Origin of the sequence: Streptomyces sp. NPDC086766, from assembly GCF_044746005.1 — a bacterium.
Taxonomy (GTDB): domain Bacteria; phylum Actinomycetota; class Actinomycetes; order Streptomycetales; family Streptomycetaceae; genus Streptomyces.
The window spans coordinates 140,872-159,396 of the sequence record NZ_JBIVBI010000007.1 but is presented as its reverse complement, the minus strand read 5'-3'; the positions used below and the strand labels follow the sequence as shown (position 1 = coordinate 159,396).

The window sequence follows — 18,525 nt, the reverse complement described above, 5'->3', positions numbered from 1 at the left end:
ATGGCCGAGTTCACCATGCCCTCGCTCGGCGCCGACATGGAGGAGGGGGTGCTGCAGGAGTGGCTCGTCGGGCCGGGGGACCGGGTGGCCAAGGGCGACGTGGTGGCGGTCGTGGAGACCGACAAGGCGGCCATCGAGGTCGAGTGCTTCGCCTCGGGCACCGTGGGGCGGCTCCTCGTCGAGCCCGGCACCCGCGTACCGGTGGGCACCCCGCTCGCCCTGATCGAGGCCGAGGCCCCGATGGCGGCCCCGTCGGAACCGGCTGCCGCCCGGCCCGAACCGGCCGTGGCGGAGGCCGGACCCGCCACGGCGGCGCCCCACCGCAAGCGGCCGCGCCGGGCCGCCCCCGCGCCCGCCGCGGGCACGAAGCCCGGGCGGCCCGCCGCGGCCGGACCCGCCCGGGAGCCCGCTCCGGCGCCGCTCGGGGAACCGGCCCCCGCCGCGTACGAGCCGGCCGGTGAGCCCGCGGCCGGGCCGGCCGCCCCCCGCCCGGCCGTGCCCAGCCCCGCCCCCCACCGACCTGCCGCGCCACCACCGCCCGCCCGGAAGCCCTCCCGGGGGCCCGCACTCCCGCCGGAGGCGGTTCCGGCCCCGTCGGAGACAGCCCCCCTGCGGGAACCGGAGCCGGAGGAGACCCCCGCGGGGCCCGGCCCGCTGGTGCGGCATCTGGCCGAGGACCGCGGCGTCGATCTCACGTCCGTGCACGGGACCGGGCGGGGCGGGCGGATCACGCGGGCCGACGTCGAGCACGCCGTTCCGGGAGGCCGGACGCGGGTGCGGGCCACACCGTACGCCCGGCGGCTCGCGCGCGACCTCGGCGTGGATCTGGTGGGTCTGCACGGCACGGGCGACGCCGGGGCCGTACGCGCGGCGGACGTACACGAGGCCGTGGCCGCCCGCCGCGGACCGGCGACGGGCCGGCCCGCACAGGCGGCCCCGGAGCGCCCGCACGCGCGGGAGACGGTCGCCGCGCCCCCGGAGGAACGCGCGGACAAGCGCGCCGAGACGATGCGCCGGGCCATCGGCGACCTGATGAGCCGCTCCAAGCGGGAGATCCCGCACTACTACCTGTCCACCACCGTCGACATGGCCGCGGCCGAGGAGTGGCTGCGCCACCGCAACCGCGGTCGTCCCCCCTCCGACCGACTCGTCTCCGCGGCCCTGCTGCTGAAGGCGGCGGCGCTCGCGGCACACGACGTCCCCCGCCTGAACGGCTTCTGGCGGGACGGAGGCTTCGTCCCCGGCACCGGAGTCCACCTGGGCGTCGCGGTGTCGCTCCGGGACGGGGGCCTGCTCGCGCCGGTGATCCACGACGCCGACACCCTGCCGCCCGCCGACCTCATGACCACCCTCAGGGACCTCGTCCAGCGAGCCCGGCTCGGGCGCCTGCGCGGCAGCGAGACGTCCGGCGCCACGCTCACCGTCACCAGCCTCGGCGACCAGGGCGTGGAGGCCGTGTTCGGCGTCATCCACCCGCCGCAGGTGGCCCTGGTCGGCTTCGGCACGGTCGTCGAACGCCCCTGGGCCACGGGCGGACTGCTCGGCGTACGTCCCGTGGTGACCGCGACCCTGTCCGCCGACCACCGGGCCACCGACGGTGCCGTCGGCGCCCGCTACCTCACGGCGGTCGACCGACTGCTGCAGCGACCGGAGGAGTTGTGAACCGTATGAAGTCACTGGACGGCGCGGAAGCACTGACCGTGGTGCAGGAGTCGATCACCAGGATCGTCCCGGACGCCGACTTCACCCGGGTCGGACCGCACGACAAGCTGCGCGACGTGCTGGAGCTCGACTCGCTCGACTTCCTCAGCCTGGTGGAGCTCCTGTCGCAGCGGACGGGACTGCCCATCGACGAGGACGACTACCCCGAACTCACCACCCTCGCCGACGCCGTGCGGTTCCTCGTCGACCGCACGCGCTAGCCGGGCGGCGGCAGGGTCCGAGCCGGTTCCGGTCGGGGCCGGGCCGGGGCGGGGCGACAGGTTGCCGCAGTCGCCTTCCAGTGGTGGTCTTGTCTAGTGGTGAGGCCGTTCGAGAGTGCCGACGGCCTGTGACACGGCGACCACGGAGAAGGTGGCTGCGGTGAACGACCGACCGGGCACGGACGGTGAGGGCTCTGTGCCGCACCTGAGGATGGACGCGCTGCTCAGCGAGTTGCAGGAGCACGTGCGGCGGGTGCGCGGCAGCCGGGACCGCATGCAGACGCTGCTGGACGCGGTCATGGCCGTCGGTGGGGACCTGGACCTGGAGGACCTGCTGCACCGCATCGTGCAGTCCGCGGTCGAACTGGTCGACGCCGAGTACGGGGCGCTGGGCGTCGTCGGGGAGGAAGGCCGGATCAAGCAGTTCGTCACCGTCGGCATGGACGAGGAGACCGTCCGGCGGATCGGGCACTATCCGGAGGGCCGCGGCATCCTGGGCCTGCTGATCCGCGAGCCGCACTCCCTGCGCCTGGACGATCTCCGGACCCACCTGGAGGCGGTGGGCTTCCCCGCCGGGCACCCGCCCATGCGCAGCTTCCTCGGCGCTCCGGTGCAGATACGGGACCATATCTTCGGCAATCTCTACCTGACCGACAAGCGGGGCGGACAGCAGTTCGACGAGGACGACGAGGCGGTCCTGCGCAGCCTCGCCGCCGCGGCCGGTGTGGCCATCGACAACGCCAGGCTCTACGACGAGAGCCGCCACCGCGAACGGCGGCTGGAGGCAGGCGCCGACCTGACCCGGGCCCTGCTGTCCGGGGAGCCCCCGACGGAGATGCTGCGTTCGCTGGCCGACACCGTGCGGGAGATGACCGACGCGGACCTGGTGACCCTGGCCCTGCCCGTGGACGACGGCGGCAGCCTGGTCGTGGAGGCCGCGGCCGGAAGGGCCGGCGACCGGGTCCGCGGCCTGGCGCTGTCCGCCACGACCCTCGCCGCGAAGGTGTTCGCGACGGGGGAGTGCATCAGCAGCGAGTCGATCAGCAGCGATCCCCGTTCCTCGGGCGGCAGCGCCTCCGTCGTCCCCCTGGGGCCCGCGTTCTTCGTCCCGGTCGGCGGCCGGGAGCGGACCCGCGGTGTGCTCCAGGTGGCCAACGGCCCCGGTTCCGCGCCGTTCACCGACGCGGTGCTGGACATGGTGCGCGCCTTCGCCGACCAGACCGCCCTGGCGCTGGAGGTCGCCGAGCACCGCCGGTACGCCGAACAGCTGACCCTGCTCGGCGACCGCGACCGTATAGCCCGCGACCTGCACGACCAGGTCATCCAGCGCCTGTTCGCCGACGGGCTGACCCTGCAGGCCGCGCTCGGCCGCGTCGGCGACCAGCCCCAGGTCGCGGAGCGGATCCAGCGCGTCGTGGACGACCTCGACGGCACCATCAAAGTCATCCGCACCACCATCTTCGGCCTCCAGCACCGCGACCGGCCCGGCCGGGGCACCGGGCTGCGCGCCCGGCTGCTCGCCCTCACCGACGAGGCCGGCGCGATCCTGGGCTTCGGCCCGTCGCTGCGCATGACGGGCCTGCTGGACACCGGCGTGCCCGCCGGGCACGCCGAGCACCTGATGGCCGTGCTGCGCGAGGCGCTCTCCAACGCCGCCCGCCACGCCCACGCCTCTGCGGTGGAGGTCACCGCGGAGGCGAAGGACGGGACGCTCAGGCTGACCGTGGCCGACAACGGGCGGGGCATCGACCCGGCCGTCACCCGCCGCAGCGGCCTGGCCAACCTGCGCAGCCGCGCGGAGGAGCTCGGCGGGGGGCTGGAGATCGGCCCGCGCGAACCCTCCGGCACGGTCCTGCGCTGGACCGTGCCCCTGCCCGCCGGGACGTCGTGACCCGGGCCCTGGTGACCGGGCGTCGTGACCCGGGCTGTCGTGATCCGGTCCCGTCGTGATCAGGTCCTTCGTGATCCGGGGCGTCAGGACCCGGGACCAACGGGCCCTGGGCCTCGGGACCGCTGGGCCCAGGCCCGTCGGGCCGCGCCGAGAGACCATCGGAGCAGGACTCCGGGGAGCCGGGGACGAGGCGCACCTCGACGCCTCCGCAACCCGCTCGAGCGCCCGAAAGGACGGCTGATGGCGATGGCCTGGGCATCGTGGACCACTACGGGGGTTTTCGCGGGACGCGGAGGCGTCCGTACGGAGGAGGCCGGCATCCTGACCGGTGATCTGACCGTGCACACCACCTGGGACGGCAGGGAGGCCGATGTGACGGTGCAGTACAGCGGTACCTCCCAGTGGTTCACCCTCACCGGCAGCCCGGTCTCCTGCCCCACCGAACAGGAGAGCCGCACCTTGCACCAGGGCGTGGTGGAGGCCGTACGGGCGGGCGGCGGGGCCACGGTCCCCAGCGCCACCGAGACGTACCACTGAGAACCATCCCCTGGACGACCGGGAGGACGGGAACGGTGACTCCACCCGCGGGATCCGGAGACCGGGCCGGACGGGCGGCCCCGTGCGGCGCCCGCCTGCCGTCGCACCGGCCGGCGCCCGGCGGATCCGCGCCGCCCGAGCGCGGCCGGCGCGGGAAGCGCGGCCAGGACGCGGCGGCCGAGTGGCTGCGGGTGTCCAGGACCGAGTGGCGGCGCGTCGAGACGATCCGGGTGCGCAGACTCCTCGTCTGAGGTCGGACGCATCCGGAGCCCCCTGCCGCACGGCCTCGACAACCAGTCCCGTGTGCAAGCAGGTTGACGAGGAGTCAGGACGGCGCGGTCCAGGCACGATCGACGCCCCGCCCGTCGCCCTCGGGAACCCGCGCCGCCGCCCGCCGCCGATTCGCCACGGCCCGTTCCGGGGCGCACGATGGAGCCAGGGGGCTCGGCGCGACGGGCCGGGGCACCGGCCCGCACGGTCGGCGAGGAGGCCAGCCATGACCGTTGCCGGTTCCACGAAAGCGTCCCGGACGGCGACCGCGCCCCAGCCCGGCGGGACGGAATCCGAGAGCCATCCCTGGCGGATCCGTCTCGTCGACCACCCCAAACGCTGTGAGTCGCCGTACCTCCGGGCAGCGAAGGCCGCGGCGAAGAAGATCCTCGCCGAGGCGGACGACGCCGACCTGCCCTACGGGCCCCGCCCCGTCGGCGCCGAACGGTGGGAGATGCACCACGGCGGAAGCCTGTGGGTCAAGGGGCGTGGCGGCTGGCGGATGTTCCGCGCGCGGGTCGGCATCGAGTGGAGCATGCAGTTCTGCGCCGAGCCCGGGAAGGTGGACCGTCTGCGCCGGGACGCGGCCGAACTCGTCGAGGCGTTCCCGCTCACCCTGCCCGCCCTGACGGCGCTGGGCTACGAGGAGGCCGTGGAGTTGCTGCGCACCCCGGTCACGGACGCCGACGGCGTGGAGCGTTGGACCGACTCGCTCTTCAACGCCTGCGTCCCCATGAGCCACGGCAACCACCAGGGAATCCTGCCGAAGGTGCCCGGTGAGCACCACTACCCGTGGCCCGTCAAGGGCGCGGACTTCTTCCGGTACGAGGACTTCCACCTGTGGGTGGACCTGCCGGACGGAACGCACGGCGCCGTCGCCCCCGTGGACCGGCGGGGCTCCGGCGACGGACACGTACGCCTGCTGCACGTCGCGGAGGGCAGCACGGCCGCGGACACGCTGGCCGAGGCGCAGGAGACCGGGAAGATGGCGGTTCTCCCGCCCAACAGCCCCGTGGCGCTCCAGGCGTTCAGCCTGCAGATAGAGCCCGGCCGGCGCACCGCCTCCGGCCCGCTCGTCGCCGGCCGCGCCGCGCGGCCGGACGGCGCGAGGGGGCACGGCCGCCCGAACCCCGCTCGGTGAGGGCGCGACCGTGCCGCACAGGACCGTTGCGCAGCCGCGTCAGTTCCACAGGGGGTAGCTCACCACTTGGTCGTACCCGTCCGGGCGGCCGTCCGGGAAGACGAGGACCATCCGGGTGTAGTGCTGCCGCTGCGGATGCTTCTTCCACGGCTGCGGGTGGTCGAGGCGTACGAGCACGCGGTACGAGTGGAACCGGCCGGCCGCGCAGTACGGCTTGCAGTCGTTGACGGCGTTGAGGCCCCGGGCCGTCGCGGCCCTGGACCCCCACTGCGACCAGCGCAGCGAGTACAGGCGGCTGTTGCCGTCCCCACAGGCGAGGATGAACGCGTCCGGACGCGTCTTCGGATGCCAGAGACAGTCGACGAGCACGGGCCGCTCCGGCCGGCGCACTTGCTGTGCGCCCCCGGGCGGGGCCCCCGGGGCGGCCGAGGCCGTTCCCAGCCCGGCCGCGAGAGCGGTGGCGGCACAGAGGGTGATCGCCGTCCTGACTGTGTGTCTGCGCATGGAAGCTCCCGGTCGCCGACGGCTCGCTCAGTAACGACGCTACGACCGTTGCGGCCGACCTTCCACTCGTACGGAGCGGGACCGTGCCGTCTCAGCCGGGGCGGGGCCCGGCCGGGGTGGGCTGGGACAGGGCGTCCCGCTCGGGCAGTGGCGCGCGCGGATCGAGGGGAGGATCCTCCTCGTCGGTGTCCGGCTGGCAGGTGCCGCACAGTTCGTGGTGACCGTCGCGGTTGATGACGGTTCCCCAGCCGAGGCAGCGCTGGCAGTCGCGGGCCAGGCTCAGGTCGGGGTGAGGAGGCGGGGTGGGGCTGTGGTGGGCTCCGTACGCCATGCGGGAGCGGCTCCTTGAAGTCGCGGTGGGGGTACACACCATTTTGTCGGTTTTTTCGCGTATGTCTAGAGGGTTTTCCTTCTTTGTGAAGGCGCCCTCTCCGTAGCGCTTCCGAAATGGGCTAGGAACGCACTCCGTCGACGGCGATCTGCAGGTGCCGCGGACCCCGTAGCACCGCGTTCCGGCGGTAGGGCGGCGGGTCCTCCACCAGTCGGGCGCCGTCCAGCCGGCGGGCCAGCTCGGCCAGGGCGATCTGTGCCTCCAGACGGGCCAGGGGGGCGCCGAAGCAGCTGTGGATGCCGCTGCCGAAGCCGAGGTGCTGGATGTCCGGGCGGTCCGGGTCGAACCGGTCGGGGTCCTGGAAGCGCTCGGGGTCCCGGTTGCCCGCGCCGAGGACGAGCCAGATCCGCGAGCCCCTGGGGATGGTGACCCCGCGCAGTTCGACGTCCGCGACGCAGGTGCGCTGCGGTACGAGCTGGACCGGCGGCTCGTAGCGCAGCAGCTCCTCGACGATCCTGACGGACAGACCGGGGTCCTCGCGCAACCGCCCCAGGACCTCCGGGTGGCGCAGCAGGGTGAGCATCCCGTTGGCGATGAGGTTGACCGTCGTCTCGTGGCCGGCGATCAGCAGCAGCACGGCGGTGCTGAGCACCTCCATCATCGACAGCGTGCCGTCCGCGCCGTGACCGGTCGCGAGGTCGGACAGCATGTCGTCCCGCGGCTCCCTGGTGCGCTGCTCCACCAGTCCCGCCAGGTACATGCCCAGCTGCATCCGCGCCTCCTGCGCGGTGTGCTGGAAATCGGCGCCGGCGTTCCTGCGGGTGTCCGGGTCGAGGCTCGCGACCAGCGGGTCGACCCAGGCCCGGAAGCGCGGCTCGTCCTCGCGCGGCACCCCCAGCAGCCGGCAGATCACGGTCACCGGGAACGGGTGGGCAAACCGGTCGACGAGGTCGATCTGCCGGTCCTCGCCGAAGCCGTCGATCAACTCCGTGACGATCCGGGCGAGTTCTCCGCGCATGCCGTCGATCCGGCGGGGGCGGTGCGGCGGCCCGAAGGAGCTGTTGGCGATCCGCCGCAGCCGGTCGTGCTCGGGCGGGTCGAGCCGGATGAAGCTCGGCGGCAGTCCCGTCGCCTCCGGCCCCGACAGCTCGTCGTCCCCGGCGGCGACCAGATTGGCCGCGTCGGAGCTGATCCGCGGATCGTGGAGCAGGCCCAGGATGTCGTAGTACGAGCTGACGACGTACGGGCCGCCCTCCTCCTCGTGCAGCACCGGCGTCCTGCGGAGCTCCGCGTACAGCGGGTAGGGGTCGGCGCGGTTCGCGAAGTCGGTGATGCGGCTGAGGAGCGAGGCTTGCGTCATCGGGGGTCCTTGGGGCGTGAAGGCCCGTGGCGGTGGGCGGGCGGAGGCGGGAGCGGGGGCGCGCGCGGTCGGCGCCGGTCAGTGGCGGCCCGGGGTGAACACCAGGTGGCGGTCGGCGGGCGAGTAACCGCTGAGGGTGACGGTCGGGCCGTGGGTGGGCAGCGACGGGTCGGGGAAGTCGGCCGGGACCGGCTGCCGGCCCTCCGGCCGGCGGTCCACGGTCGGGAAATCCAGCGGGAACGGCGCACCCGTCTCGATGAGCCGCTGGTAGAAGTCCAGCCACCGTGTGTTGTCGAAGCTCACCGCGGCGATGACGCGGCCCTGGTAGCCGTACACCCCGATGAACCGGCGCTCCGCGAGCGACCCCTGCGTGATCATGACCTGGTCGCCCATGGAGGGGACGCCCACGGACTTGATGTTCACCCCGAACTGCGAGGACCAGAAGGCGGGCACCCACATGTGCGGGCGCCGCTCCGCGCTGGTGCTGATCATGTTGTGGGCGGCGACCTCGGCCTGGGCCACGGCGTTGCCCCAGTGCTCCAGGGACAGGAACTGGTAGCCGAACAGCGGGTTCGGGGAGCGGGCGACGTCACCGGCGGCGAAGACGTCGTCGGTGACGATGCCCCGGATGTCGAAGGCCCGGCAGCCGGCGTCGCAGGCGATGCCGCGCGGACCGGCCCCGAGCCCGGAGCCCGCCAGCCACTCGGTGTTGCGGGTCGCGCCGAGCGACACCACCACGACATCCGTCTCGACGACGCTGCCGTCGGAGAGATGGGCGGCCCGCACCCGGCCCGCCGAGTCGCCCTCCAGGCCGGTCACCATCACCCCCGTGCGCAGGTCCACCCCGTTGTCCCGGTGCAGGTCCGCGGCCACCGCCCCGATGACCCCGCCCAGGGCTCCCACCAGCGGCGCGCCCGCACGCTCCGCCACCGTGACCGCGATGCCCCGGTCGCGGCAGGCCGAGGCGATCTCCGAGCCGGTGAAGCCGGCGCCGATGACGAACACCCGGCGCGGCCCGGCCCTCATCCGCCGGTGCAGCCGGACCGCGTCGTCGCGGGTGCGCAGCACGAGGACCCCGTCCAGCTGGGCCTCCGACTCCTTCGGCCAGGGCCGGGCACGCACCCCGGTGGCGATCAGCAGCCGGTCGTAGGGCACCTCGTCCCCGTCGGCCAGCCGCACCCGCTTGGCCGCCATGTCCAGCCCGGTCGCGGCCACCCCCAGACGCCAGGCCGCCCCGACGTCCCGGCGCCGCGGCAGCTCGGTGTGGTCCGGGGAGGCCCTGCCCAGCAGCACCGCCTTGGACAGCGGCGGCCGGTCGTACGGCTCGTACGGCTCGTCGCCGATCATGGTGAGCGAGCCCGTGAACCCCTCGGCGCGCAGCGTCTCCGCGGCCCGCAGACCCGCCAGCGAGGCCCCCACGATCACGATCCGGCCCTCCCGCCGGAGCCACTCGTGGAACTCCTCAGCGGCCATCGGACACACCCCGGGCGGCCTCGGCGGGCGAGCCGCCCACGCCGTCAAGACCCTCGACGGTGATCGCCTGGACGGGGCAGGCCGCGACGGCGCGCGCCACGGCCTCCCGCTGGGCCGCCTCGGCCCGGGGGCTGTAGACGAGCGACTCCTCACCGTGCAGGGTGAAGACGTCCGGCGCGAGGAACGCGCACTGCGCGTATCCCTGGCACTTGTTGAGATCGACGACAAGCCTCATCAACGCTCCGCCCTTCCGGCGGCCAGGCCCGTGGGTCCCCACCCGCTCACGGCACCCTCGGACGGCGGTCACCTCCCCCCGCCAGCATCGGAGCCCCGGCCGCCCTCGCGCGCGCCGGGGCACGCCGAAGGGGTGACCGGCCGGGGCGGGCCGACCGAGCACTGCCGTCCCGGGCGAGCCGTCACTTCCGGTAGCCGAGGATGGTCATCATCCCGGACTCGGAGTGGTACTGGTTGTGGCAGTGGAGCATCCACAGGCCGGGGTTGTCGGCGTAGAAGTCCACCACCAGCTTGCGGTGCGGCAGCACCGCGGCCGTGTCCTTGCGGGCGCCGGCGGCACCGATGCCGGTCATCGCGAAGGTGTGGCCGTGCAGGTGGAGGGGGTGCCACATGTTCGTGGCGTTGATCAGGGTGAGCCGCACCCGTTCGTTCTCCCGGATGGGATGGCGCTGTTCCAGGGAGTAGGGCCGGTGGTCGAAGTTCCAGTCGAACTTCTTCATGCTCCCGTGCAGCCTGATCCGGATCTCGCGGTCGGGCTTCCGGTTGCTGAAGGCCACGGACTCGTGCGGGACGAGACGCCCGGCGGGTACCAGCCTCCCGTCCAGCTCCCCCGGATACACGGACGCCGAGGGGACACCGCTCCCCTTGCTGGTGCGCAGCACGGCCAGCGCTCTGGCCTCCTTGCCCTCGGCGAGCGCGACGAGGGGGAAGACCCCGTCCCCGGCGGTGACCAGAACGTCGTAGCGCTCGGCCATGCCGATCAGCAGCGCGTCCGTCCGCTGGTGCTCGACGGGGTAGCCGTCGGTGTGCGTCACCGTCATCGGGTGGCCGCCCAGCGCCACCCGGAACGCGGTCTCGGCCCCGGCGTTGATGATCCGCAGCCGGATGCGGTCGCCGGGGCGGGCCCGGAACACCGAGGGGGCGTGCGGCAGCCGGCCGTTGATCAGGTAGTACGGGTAGTCCACGTGGCCGCCCGGTCCGCCCAGCAGGCGGCTTTGGGAGTACCGCAGGATGCGCGAGGGCCCGTCGGTGCCGTCGAACGACGCGTGCCCGTGCCGGCCGGCCCCGCCGCGCCCGCCGGCCTTGCCCGAGTCGTCGTTCCCGCCCATGTCCATCCCCGGCATGCCGCCGCCCAGCGACCTGAGCACGGCGTCCGGGGTGGAGCCGTCCACCCCGTCGACCCAGTCGTCGAGGATGACGACCCACTCCTTGTCGTAGGACAGGCGCTCCCTGGGGTCGTCCACGATCAGCGGGGCGTACAGACCGCGGTCGAGCTGCATCCCGAGGTGCGAGTGCAGCCAGTACGTGCCCGGGTGGGAGACGGTGAAGCGGTAGCGGAAGTCCTCACCGGGCCGGATGGCCGCCTGGGTCAGATCCGGCACGCCGTCCATGTCGCAGCGCAGGCGCACCCCGTGCGAGTGCAGGGTCGTCCCCACGGGAAGGTGGTTGGCGAGCGTGAGGTCGAGGATGTCGCCCGCGGTGACGCGGACCTCCCGGCCGGGCACGGAGTCGCCGTACGCCCATGACCTGACGGTCCGTCCGCCGAGGTCGAGCAGCGTCTGGGTGGCGGTGAGCCGGAACCGGCGCACCGCACCGCCCTCGCGCTCCCTCTCCACGGCCAGCACCTCGGGATCCGACGGGTTCACGTATCCCCCCGGCCCGTCGGGCACGAAGCGGCGGTCACTGAGGCCGGTGCTCCCGGGCGCCGGGGCGGCTGTCGGGCGCGCGGAGGAACTCGGGTGCGCGGGGGTGCTCGGTCGCGCGGGCGAGCCCGGGTGCGCGGAGGAGCCCGGTCGCGCGGGGGAGCCCGGGCGCGGAGCGGTGTCCGCGTCGGGCTCGGCACCGGTGCAGGCGGCCAGGGCCCCCGAGCCGGCGGCCATGAGCGAGGCACTGAGCAAGGTACGCCGCGAATACTTGTGCATGACGGAATAACACACGTTTTGGGGCGTAATGTCCTAGACCTGGTGCGGCGCGTCCGATGATGTGGGTCCGCAATTTTGCGTGTTCCTGAAACTGGACGGGCGCGCGACTTCCGGCGCCAGGGCCGGACCTCTCGCCCGCGGCGGGCTTCCGGCTCGGGCGGCCCCGACCGCCCCGGCCGTGACATGCGCGCCCCAGGCGGCAGCCGCGCTGCCGGGGCGTCAGCACCCATGAGATCGCCATGAATTCGTGAGGCGCTTGAACACGGCGGGGCCCCACTCCGTATGGGACCGAGGGGAACCCATACCCGGCCGGCCATGACCGCGTAGGAGTAGTGCCTTGAGACGCAATACGCGCAGACGACCCACAGGCCCAAGACGTGCCACCTTCGCGGCGGTCGCGCTCATGCTGGGCGGGGGTGGACTGGTCGCGGCCAACGTCTACGCCTCGGCCACCGAGGGCACCTGGCCGGGACAGTCCACGGTCCGGACCGACCAAGCCGGGCAGGGCTGGGCCTCGGGGGGCGCCACGATCGACTGCCCGGACGTCGGCACCCGCCTCACCGATGTGCCCGAGGGCGCCCGGGAGGCGGTGGACGAGCAACTCGCCGCTCTCGACGGGCAGATCGCCAAGGCCTACCAGCAGGTGCAGGCCTCCGCCCAGGCCGGGCAGCAGGACGAGGGCGCCGTGCAGAGCGCGATCATGGACCCGCTGAAGGGGGAGCGCGCGGCGACCATCGCGCGCATCGCGGACGCCATCGGAGGCTCCGGGGACCGGCCGCAGGGGCTGGAGGAGCTCGCGGCCTGCACCCTGCGCACGTCCCCCGGCCAGGGCGACGGCGCGACGCCCGGCCAAGGCGACGGCCAGAGCCAGGGGCAGGACCCGAGCCAGGGGCAGAGCCAGGACCCCAGCCAGGGCCAGGGACAGGACCAGGGGCAGAACCAGGGAGGCGGGCAGCAGCAGGGAGGCAACGGCGGACAGGCCGGCAACGGCCCCGTCGCGGCGGACTACGCGGACATCACCACCGTGCAGCCCAACGTGCCCGGCCCCCGCGACCAGGCGGACGCCTCCACCGGCACCTTCTCCTCCGCCTGCGGGGTGAACGCCAACGGCCGGTTCAACTCGGACAACGTCATCGTCGCCCCCGGCGTCACCAACGGCGCCCACCACTTCCACGACTACGTCGGCAACCAGGCCAACAACGCCTTCGCGAGCGACGACGACCTCGCCAAGGGCGACACGACCTGCGAGGACAAGGGCGACCGGTCCACCTACTACTGGCCCGTACTGCGGCTGCAGAACGGAACGCGTGAGCGGGACGCCGACGCGCCGGGCGGCGGCACCGAGGGCAACGCGGGGCGGATCGTCACCCCCAAGCAGGTGACGCTCACCTTCGTGGGCAACCCGCGCGGCAAGGTCACGGCCATGCCGCGGCTGCTGCGCATCATCACCGGCGACGCCAAGGCCTTCGTCAACGGCCCCGCCAACGCCAACGCGTCCTGGAGCTGCACCGGCTTCGAGGACCGGCAGTTGAAGGACAAGTACCCGCTCTGCCCCCAGGGCAGCGACGTGGTGCGCACCTTCAAATTCCAGAGCTGCTGGGACGGCCGGAACATCGACAGCGCCAACCATCGCACCCACGTGGCGTTCGCCGACGCCGAGGGCAATTGCCCGGGCGGATTCCAGGCGATCCCGCAGCTGGTGCAGCGCATCGTCTACGCCGTCGACGCCCCGAGCCTCCAGGACGGCGGCCGGACGACCCCGCTGTTCGCCGTGGACTCCTTCCCCGAGCAGCTGCACAAGCCGGTCACGGACCACGGCGACTTCATCAACGTCTTCGACGAGAGCCTCATGCGGGAGATGGTCGACTGCATCAACGGCGGCCGGAAGTGCGGCGCCGGGGCCGGCCAGGCCTCGCCGTCGCCCACCGAGGACCCGCAGCAGTCTCAGCAGCCCCAGGACCCGCAACAGTCGCAGAACCCGCAGGAGCCGCAGCAGTCGCAGAACCCGCCGGACCAGCCGACGCCGGCTCCGGGCGCAACGGCCGGTGGGAGCAACGGAGATATGGCCGGCGGCGGTGACCACGGCGGCACGGGGGACAAGGGCGGCAACGGCGGCACCGACGACAAGGGCGGCAACGGCGGCGGCACCGGGGACCAGCAGACCGCGCGGCCGCCGGCCGCGGAGCCGGCGGGCGGCGACGCGTCCTCCGCGCCCGCCACGGCCCGGCCCAAGGCCTACACCACACCCTCGGCGTCCCGGACGGCCGAGGGGGCCGGCGCGCAGGGCGGTTCGGGCGGCGACGGCGGCAGCGCCGTCGGCAGCGCCACGCAGGCCCCGCCCCCCGGAGCGCAGGCCGCGCCGCAGACGGTCGGCGGAAGCCTCGCCGAGACCGGCGCCCAGCTGTGGCCGGCCGCGGCCGGAGCACTGCTCGTGATCGCGGGCTTCGTGCTGCTGCGCCGGATCAGGCGCACCGGCATGTGACGGCGCGACGGCGGCGGGACCCGTGAGGCGGGTCCCGCCGCCGTCGCGTGTCTCAACGCATCGCCGATCTCCGGGCGTTGTTGTAGAGGCGGAGCAAGTGCTTGGCCACAGCGCACGGAACGGTGTCCGCATTGCACTGACGGCACGTGCGCATGTGCTCCTCGTAGTCGGCACGCGCTTGCTGCAGGGCGTCGCCTTGAGACGGCATCGGAAACCTCGCACTGGGAGTGTTGGAAGGCACACGGAGCGCTCAACTTGACTGTGGGGAGCACCCAGTCACGAGAGTTGATCATGTTACTCGCGGTACAGGGAAGCTGGCGGACGACGGGATTCCGCCCCGGTCCTGAGACCGCCCGATCAGGCGGCCGCGCCGTCCGTCAGGCGGCGGAGAAGCGCGGGCAGAGCGGTGCCGATCGGCTCCCGCACGACCTCGTCGGCCCGTTCGTCGTACGGTGTGGGCTCGGCGTTGACGATGACGAGGCGGGCGCCGTGGTCGGCGGCGAGGCCCGCGAGCCCGGCGGCGGGCTGCACCTGGAGACTGGTGCCCACGGCGATGAACACCTGGCACGCCTTGGTGACGGCCAAGGCCTCGCCCAGCACCACCGGGTCGAGCCGCTCGCCGAACATGACCGTCGCGGACTTCAGGATCCCGCCGCACGCGCGGCACGGCGGATCCCCCTCACCCGCCTCCACCCGCGCCAGGGCGTCCTCCATCGGCCCGCGGGCGTGGCACCGGGTGCACACCACGCTCCGCGCGGTGCCGTGCAGTTCGAGCACCTTGCGCGCGGGCAGCCCGGCCAGCTGGTGCAGCCCGTCCACGTTCTGCGTGATGACCCGGACCGGCACCCCGGAGCGCTCCAGATCGGCCACCGCGTGGTGCGCGGCGTTCGGCTCGGCCAGCAGGGTGCGGTTGCGGCGCCGCATCTGCCAGGAGCGGCGCCGGATCTCGGGGTCGCCCATGTAGTACTCGTACGTCACGAGCTTCTCGGCCTCCGGGTCCCGCCGCCAGAGCCCGTTGGGTCCGCGGTAGTCCGGAATCCCGGAGTCCGTGCTGATGCCGGCTCCGCTGAGGATCGCGACGAGGGGCTTGGCCATGGCACCGAGGGTAGCTCCGGGCCCGAGGCCGCCGCACCCGCGTTTCCGCCGCCCCTCCCGCCCCGTCCGTCGCGGGAGAGGCCGGCGCCGGCCGCACGCCGACGAAGCCGGCGTCGCGCCGTCACGCGCGCACGGCCAGGTCCTTCAGCGCCCCGTCCGTCAGCCGGTACACCGTCCACTCCTCCTGCGGGCGGGCGCCCATGGCCTGGTAGAAGTCGATCGCCGGGCTGTTCCAGTTCAGCACCGACCACTCCAGGCGCTCGTAGCCGCGCTCCACGCAGATGCGGGCCAGCTCCGTGAGCAGGGCCTTGCCGTGACCGCCGCCGCGGGACTGCGGGCGGACGTACAGGTCCTCCAGGTAGATGCCGTGCACGCCCCGCCAGGTGGAGAAGTTGAGGAACCACAACGCGAAGCCCACGACCTCGCCGTCGGCCTCCTGCGCCACGTGCGCGAACGCGGCCGGGCGCTCGCCGAACAGCGCCTCCGTGAGCTGTTCCGGCGTCGCCCGTGCCTCGTCGAGCGCCTTCTCGTACTCGGCGAGCTCACGGACCAGGGCGTGGATGACGGGGACGTCTGCGGGAGTCGCGGTGCGGATCATGCCCGCAGTGTCACACAACCGGAGGAAGACGCGGCCCCCGGTCCCGGCCGGAGGACGGCCGGGCACCACGGGCCGGACGCCTACCCGGGCAGGCAGGACAGGGTGATCCCCGCCTCGCGCAGCAGGCGGCGTTCCGCCGGGGTGAACTGGGGGTGGGCGAGCGGCGGGCGCAGGGGGCCGCCCGCGGCGGACAGCAGCACTCCGGGCCGCAGCAGGGTGGCGGGGGAGGCCTGGAGGGTGAGGACGTCGGTCAGGGCCGTGGCGGCGCGGTAGGAGCCGGTCGCGGTCCGGGAGAGACGGCTCACATAGCGGTCGAGGAGCCGGTCCGCCGGGTTCGGGTCGCGGCCCACGGTGGCCGGGTAGTGGATGTCCTGCCCGGTGGCGAGGGCCCACGCCACCTCGACGGGCCGGGTGACGGCGCGCTGCGCCCTGCGGGCCAGTCCGGCGCGCGGACCGGAGGCCAGCGAGGCGCGCAGCGCCAGGGCGCCCTGCGCGGCCACCGACATACCGTGGCCGTAGACGGGGTTGAAGGCGGCGACCGAGTCGCCCAGCGCGACCAGCCCCTCCGGCCAGCCGGGCAGGCGCTCGTAGTAACGGCGCCTGTTGGCCGTGCTGCGGGTGACCGTCACGCCGGTCAGCGGCTCGGCGTGGGCCAGCAGCTCGGCCACCACGGGGTGGCGCAGCGTGCGGGCGTACGGCTCGAAGGCGTCCGGGTCACGGGTGGGGTGCGCGCCCGGCGGGCCCCACAGGCTGACGTGCCAGCGGTCGCCCTCGATCGGCAGGATGCCGCCCGCCGTGGCCGGACCGGGCCGGCGCGGGTCGGCCGACACGTTGATCACCGGCCAGTCGCGCGTGGGCACGGGAGCGCGGTAGACACGGCTGGCGTAGGCCAGCCCGGAGTCGACGCGGTCCTCGGCGAGACCGGTGACGCCCAGTCCGGCCAGCCAGTGCGGGGCGCGGGAGGACCGGCCGGAGGCGTCGACGACGAGGTCCGCGGCCAGGTCCGCCTCGGCGCCGTCCGCGGCGCGCAGGCGCACCCCGGTGACCGCGCGACGGTCCCCGAGGAGCGCGGTGACCCGGGTACGCGGGCGCACGCTCACCCGGGGGTCCCTCAGGACCTGCCGGCGGACGGCGAAGTCGGTCAGGTCCCGGCCGGCGGAGACGAGGAAGTGGGTGTCGCGCCGCCAGCGGCGGTACCAGCCCTCGGGGGAGCAGTAGACCATGTTCGTCGTCATCGGCACCCGGTGGGCGCCGTGGGCCAGGAGATGGTCGACCGTGCCGGGCAGCAGGGCGTCGATCGCGTCCGCGCCGCCGGAGACGAGGGTGTGGAAGTGCGCGGCCTGCGGCACGCCCGGACGGGGCTCGGGACCGGCGGGCAGGTCGTGGGCCTCGACGATCTCCACGGCGTCGAACCGGTCGCGGACGGCGGCCGCGGCGAGCATCCCGGCGATGCTGCCTCCGACGACGACGGCCCGCGTGGGCGCGCGACGAGGTGCCGCTTCCCGCCCGCCGGTCCTGGTGACGGCCGTGGGGACGTCCTCCGTGGCGGCTCGTGCGAGGGCTCTCGTGACGTCGTTCATGACCGGCTGCTTTCTGCGGGGGCACGGTGGTGCGCGCGGAGGTCCGACAGTACGGGCGAGGCGAGCGCCTGGGACAGCAGGACCAGATCGCGGGGGCGCCACGGAGGCACCTGGGCGTCCGGTGAGGGCCCGGCGCCGGTGCGGCGCCGGCGGGCGCCGGCGAGGACGAGCATGACGGCGTCGGCCGTGGCGGCGGCGGACCGCGCGTCCTCGCCCCGGTCCAGGGCGGCGGTGTGGGCCCGCTCGCGCACGCCGAGGTCGCAGTACGGGGCCAGGGCGAGCAGCGCGTCGTGGATGGCGGTGCGCCGGCCGGTCAGACGCACCGCGGGCGGGGACCACCACGGCAGCGAGGTGCGGACGGCGCCCGGAGTGGGCACCTGCCGCAACTCCCGCCACAGCGGGCGCAGTTCACGCAACTGCCTTACGTTGTGCGCGACCTGGGCGATGCGCGGCCCCGCCAGGGGGAGCGCGAACCCGGTGCAGGCGAGCAGGGCGGAGGGAGCCGCGGTCTGCGGAGCCACCCGGTCGATCAGGAAGTCCAGGTCGTGCCCGGTCCAACGGGCACCGATCGCGACCAGTTTGAGGACGTCGTAGCACACGTGCAGCAGATAGGCGGGGGCCAGGATGCGCAGGCCGGCCCGCAGCGAGCCGTGGACCTCCGTCGACCAGCGCCAGCACAGCACACTCGTCGCCATGGTCGCCACGCCGTGGGCCACCAGGTAGGTGAGGATCATCTCCCTGATGAACGGGGTGCGCGCGTAGTAGCCGTCGAAGAGGGTGAGTTGCTCCACCGGGGCGTCGCCCCACCAGAACAGCACGTTGATCGCGGCGATCACGAGACCGTACGCGGTGACGCACACCCGGGACGCCCGCCGGGTCTGCTCCGGGGGCGCCGGGCGCCAGTTGATGATCAGCAGCAGGCTGGCCCCGGAGAACGCGATCAGCGCCGAATACGCCAACGGGGCGGCGAAGTTGGGTATCCCGGTGAGCCGGTTGATCGCGGCGATGGAGTCCGGGGCGGCGAAGAAGAAGACCAGCGCCCCGGCGAACAGCAGCAGGCACACGGCCCGCAGCAGCATGTCGTGGGGCCTGCGGACGAGCGCCGGGAGCTTGAGCAGGCAGACCAGCAGGAGCAGGCTCCCGCAGAGGTAGAAGGCGGTGTTGCCGGGACCGTGGCTCACGGTG

At 74.0% G+C, this 18,525-nt stretch carries 17 protein-coding genes; 7 read left to right on the top strand and 10 right to left on the bottom strand.

From position 1 onward, the window contains the following. The 6 genes from ACIPM1_RS15955 (at position 1) to ACIPM1_RS15930 (ending at position 5,761) form a co-directional block, all read left to right on the top strand. The gene (locus tag ACIPM1_RS15955) at positions 1-1,662 is read left to right on the top strand and encodes a 2-oxo acid dehydrogenase subunit E2 (protein WP_402434380.1); all 1,662 of its coding nucleotides are present in this window, start codon (positions 1-3) and stop codon (positions 1,660-1,662) included. Positions 1,663-1,667: 5 nt separating this feature from the next. Further along, positions 1,668-1,922, top strand: coding sequence for an acyl carrier protein (locus ACIPM1_RS15950; protein ID WP_402434377.1), 255 nt, complete (start codon positions 1,668-1,670; stop codon positions 1,920-1,922). Positions 1,923-2,133: 211 nt separating this feature from the next. After that, complete coding sequence (locus ACIPM1_RS15945; protein WP_402434843.1) at positions 2,134-3,813, top strand: GAF domain-containing protein; 1,680 nt, start codon at positions 2,134-2,136, stop codon at positions 3,811-3,813. A 246-nt stretch (positions 3,814-4,059) separates the two neighbouring features. Continuing rightward, positions 4,060-4,350 carry a hypothetical protein gene (locus ACIPM1_RS15940; RefSeq protein WP_356189811.1) on the top strand — a complete coding sequence of 97 codons (291 nt, stop codon included), beginning with the start codon at positions 4,060-4,062 and terminating at the stop codon, positions 4,348-4,350. 35 nt (positions 4,351-4,385) lie between these two features. Next, positions 4,386-4,601: a hypothetical protein gene (locus ACIPM1_RS15935; RefSeq protein ID WP_402434374.1), complete on the top strand. Its 216-nt coding sequence runs from the start codon at positions 4,386-4,388 to the stop codon at positions 4,599-4,601. A gap of 245 nt (positions 4,602-4,846) precedes the next feature. Continuing rightward, positions 4,847-5,761 carry a DUF6424 family protein gene (locus tag ACIPM1_RS15930; RefSeq protein ID WP_402434371.1) on the top strand — a complete coding sequence of 305 codons (915 nt, stop codon included), beginning with the start codon at positions 4,847-4,849 and terminating at the stop codon, positions 5,759-5,761. 39 nt (positions 5,762-5,800) lie between these two features. On the opposite strand, the gene ACIPM1_RS15925 is transcribed toward ACIPM1_RS15930, so the two are convergent. From ACIPM1_RS15925 to ACIPM1_RS15900, 6 genes are all read right to left on the bottom strand, one after another. Beyond that, entirely contained in the window at positions 5,801-6,265 is a 465-nt protein-coding gene (locus ACIPM1_RS15925) for a hypothetical protein (protein WP_402434368.1), read from the bottom strand. A gap of 91 nt (positions 6,266-6,356) precedes the next feature. Then, on the bottom strand, positions 6,357-6,596 hold the full coding sequence (locus tag ACIPM1_RS15920) for a hypothetical protein (protein ID WP_402434365.1): 240 nt from the start codon (positions 6,594-6,596) through the stop codon (positions 6,357-6,359). Between the two features lie 121 nt (positions 6,597-6,717). Continuing rightward, positions 6,718-7,956, bottom strand: coding sequence for a cytochrome P450 (locus tag ACIPM1_RS15915; RefSeq protein ID WP_402434362.1), 1,239 nt, complete (start codon positions 7,954-7,956; stop codon positions 6,718-6,720). Between the two features lie 78 nt (positions 7,957-8,034). Next, on the bottom strand, positions 8,035-9,429 hold the full coding sequence (locus tag ACIPM1_RS15910) for an NAD(P)/FAD-dependent oxidoreductase (protein ID WP_402434359.1): 1,395 nt from the start codon (positions 9,427-9,429) through the stop codon (positions 8,035-8,037). Beyond that, on the bottom strand, positions 9,419-9,664 hold the full coding sequence (locus ACIPM1_RS15905; protein WP_356189797.1) for a ferredoxin: 246 nt from the start codon (positions 9,662-9,664) through the stop codon (positions 9,419-9,421). The genes ACIPM1_RS15910 and ACIPM1_RS15905 overlap by 11 nt, the downstream gene beginning before the upstream one ends. Before the next feature lie 181 nt (positions 9,665-9,845). After that, positions 9,846-11,585, bottom strand: coding sequence for a multicopper oxidase domain-containing protein (locus ACIPM1_RS15900; RefSeq protein WP_402434356.1), 1,740 nt, complete (start codon positions 11,583-11,585; stop codon positions 9,846-9,848). A gap of 403 nt (positions 11,586-11,988) precedes the next feature. Between ACIPM1_RS15900 and ACIPM1_RS15895 the strand changes: the two genes are divergently transcribed. Continuing rightward, positions 11,989-14,067, top strand: coding sequence for a DUF1996 domain-containing protein (locus ACIPM1_RS15895; RefSeq protein WP_402434353.1), 2,079 nt, complete (start codon positions 11,989-11,991; stop codon positions 14,065-14,067). A 357-nt stretch (positions 14,068-14,424) separates the two neighbouring features. On the opposite strand, the gene ACIPM1_RS15890 is transcribed toward ACIPM1_RS15895, so the two are convergent. The 4 genes from ACIPM1_RS15890 to ACIPM1_RS15875 form a co-directional block, all read right to left on the bottom strand. Next, positions 14,425-15,162: an SIR2 family NAD-dependent protein deacylase gene (locus ACIPM1_RS15890; RefSeq protein WP_402434350.1), complete on the bottom strand. Its 738-nt coding sequence runs from the start codon at positions 15,160-15,162 to the stop codon at positions 14,425-14,427. Between the two features lie 121 nt (positions 15,163-15,283). Further along, positions 15,284-15,760: a GNAT family N-acetyltransferase gene (locus ACIPM1_RS15885; RefSeq protein ID WP_402434348.1), complete on the bottom strand. Its 477-nt coding sequence runs from the start codon at positions 15,758-15,760 to the stop codon at positions 15,284-15,286. Positions 15,761-15,840: 80 nt separating this feature from the next. After that, a complete protein-coding gene (locus tag ACIPM1_RS15880; RefSeq protein ID WP_402434345.1) occupies positions 15,841-17,340 on the bottom strand; it encodes an NAD(P)/FAD-dependent oxidoreductase in 1,500 nt (499 codons plus the stop codon). Continuing rightward, positions 17,337-18,521: an MAB_1171c family putative transporter gene (locus ACIPM1_RS15875; protein WP_402434342.1), complete on the bottom strand. Its 1,185-nt coding sequence runs from the start codon at positions 18,519-18,521 to the stop codon at positions 17,337-17,339. Before ACIPM1_RS15875 ends, ACIPM1_RS15880 begins: the two co-directional genes overlap by 4 nt. Positions 18,522-18,525: the final 4 nt, after the last annotated feature.